Source organism: Micromonospora sp. NPDC003776 (assembly GCF_053605645.1).
Window position 1 is genome coordinate 1 of the sequence record NZ_JBSGJR010000841.1, and the last position, 2,054, is coordinate 2,054.

The following is a 2,054-nucleotide window of genomic DNA, read 5'->3' on the forward strand; positions in this document are numbered from 1 at the left end:
GCCCGGCCGGTGCCGCGTACGGTCCAGCCGAGGTCGAGGAAGCGGTGGCAGAGCGCGGCGCCCAGCGCCCCGGCCAGGTGCGGCCGGCGCTCCGTCCAGTCCAGACAGTCCCGCAGCAGCGGTCGCCGGGCCGCGCGCAGCGGTTCCACCGGTACGCCGAGCTCCGCCAGCCAGGTGACCCCGGCCGGGGTGAGGGCGAGCCCGCCGGCGCGGTCCAGCACGCCCCGGTCGAGCAGGGCGTCGTGCAGCAGCACGCCGAGCCGCCCGGCGAGGTGGTCGTAGCAGGTCCGGGCGTACGCCAGCGCGGTGCCGGCCGACGCGGCGCGCAAGGTGCGCGGCGCAGCCGGCGGGGCGGGGGCGTGCCCGGCCAGGTCCTCGATCAGCTGGGCCACCGCCGGGCCGGCGAGCCGGACGTACCGGTGCCGCCCCTGCCGCTCCTCGACCAGCAGGCCGCCCTGGACGAGCCGGGTGAGGTGGTCGCTCGCGGTGGACGCCGCCACCCCGGCGGAGCGGGCCAGTTCCCCGGCCGTCCACGCCCGGCCGTCGAGCAGGGCCAGGCAGAAGCCGGCCCGGGTGCGGTCGGCGAGCAACGCGGCGAGCGCGGCCATCCCGCGGCCGTCGGTGCTGGTCGTGGTCATCCCACCATGCTGGCACGGCGACGGTTCGGCCCCCACCGGACGGTTCAGGCATCGGCGCGGCGCTCTTTACATCGTTGTATCCAACGTTGTAAACAGACAGAGACCTTCGTCGACTGATCGCCCTCCCCCAAGGCAGGTCTGATGGGACACCTCCGCCGCGGCGTCACCGCCGCACTCGGTCTGTTGCTCGCCACCACCCCCGCCCTGTCGGCTTCGGCCGACTCCGGCCCACCCGCCCGGTACACGAACCCGGTCTCCGCCCGCTTCGCCGACACCTTCGCCGACCCGGCCGTGGTCCGGGGCGACGACGGCCTCTGGTACGCCTTCGGCACCTCCGACCCGCTGCGCGAGGGCGAGCGGCAGCCCCACCGGGTGCCGATCGCCCGCTCCACCGACCTCGCCGACTGGACCTACGTCGGGGACGCCTTCACCGCCGACCAGCGCCCGTCCTGGGCGGCGCCCGGCGCGATGCTCTGGGCCCCGGACGTGCGTCGGGTCGACGGCCGCTGGGTGATGTACGTGACCGTCACCGACACCACCGTCTCCGACGACACCTTCGACACCGCCGTCGGGGCGGCCACCGCGCCCAGCCCCGCCGGCCCGTGGACCTTCGCCGACCAGCCCGTGGTCGCCCCGCGCCCCGGCGGCGGGGGCGGCTATCTCTGGACCATCGACCCCAGCCAGTTCACCGATGTGGACGGCACCAGGTACCTCTACTACGGCAGCTACTACGGCGGGATCTCGGTCACCGAACTCTCCCCCGACGGGCTGCGCGCGGTCGGCACCCCGCGGCTCGTCGCGATCGACAACAAGTTCGAGGGCAGCTATGTGCTGCGGCACGACGGCTGGTACTGGCTCTTCGCCTCCACCGCCAACTGCTGCGCCGGCCCGGCCACCGGCTACTCCGTCCAGGTCGGACGCTCACGCAGCCCGCTCGGCCCGTTCGTGGACCGGGAGGGTCAGCGGCTCGACGTGTCCCGGGCGGGTGGTACCCCGGTGCTGACCCAGAACGGCAACCGCTGGATCGGCACCGGGCACAATGCGGTGCTGACCGACCTCTCCGGGCAGGACTGGATCGTCTACCACGCCATCGACCGGGCCGACCCGTACCTCGACGAGCCGTTCGGGGTCAACGAGCGGCCGATGCTGCTGGACCGGCTCGACTGGGTGGACGGCTGGCCCACGGTGAACGGCGGCGCCGGGCCGTCCGACGGGACGCGGCCCGCCCCGGTCACCACCGGCCCGATCGACGACCGCTTCGCCGACGCGGGACTCACCGGCTGGCGGGCCGTGCGGGGCACCTGGCGGGTGGCCGACGGGACGCTGACCGGCGAGGGCGCGCTGACCAGCCGTACCGGAACCGGCGGCGAGGTCCGCGCGGAGGCCGACCTGCGGCTGACCGGGGCCGGCGCCGCC

General features: G+C 75.4%; 2 protein-coding genes. One reads left to right on the top strand and one right to left on the bottom strand.

Annotation, left to right across the window (positions count from 1 at the left end; all coding sequences use genetic code 11):
• The coding region (locus tag ACWEVO_RS35585) for an ArsR/SmtB family transcription factor (RefSeq protein WP_452311793.1) at positions 1-638 on the bottom strand (638 nt) is incomplete at its 3' end.
• 141 nt (positions 639-779) lie between these two features.
• Here ACWEVO_RS35585 and ACWEVO_RS35590 point away from each other — a divergent pair.
• Positions 780-2,054 (top strand): family 43 glycosylhydrolase (locus tag ACWEVO_RS35590; RefSeq protein ID WP_452311794.1); only part of this gene is annotated, 1,275 nt, incomplete at its 3' end.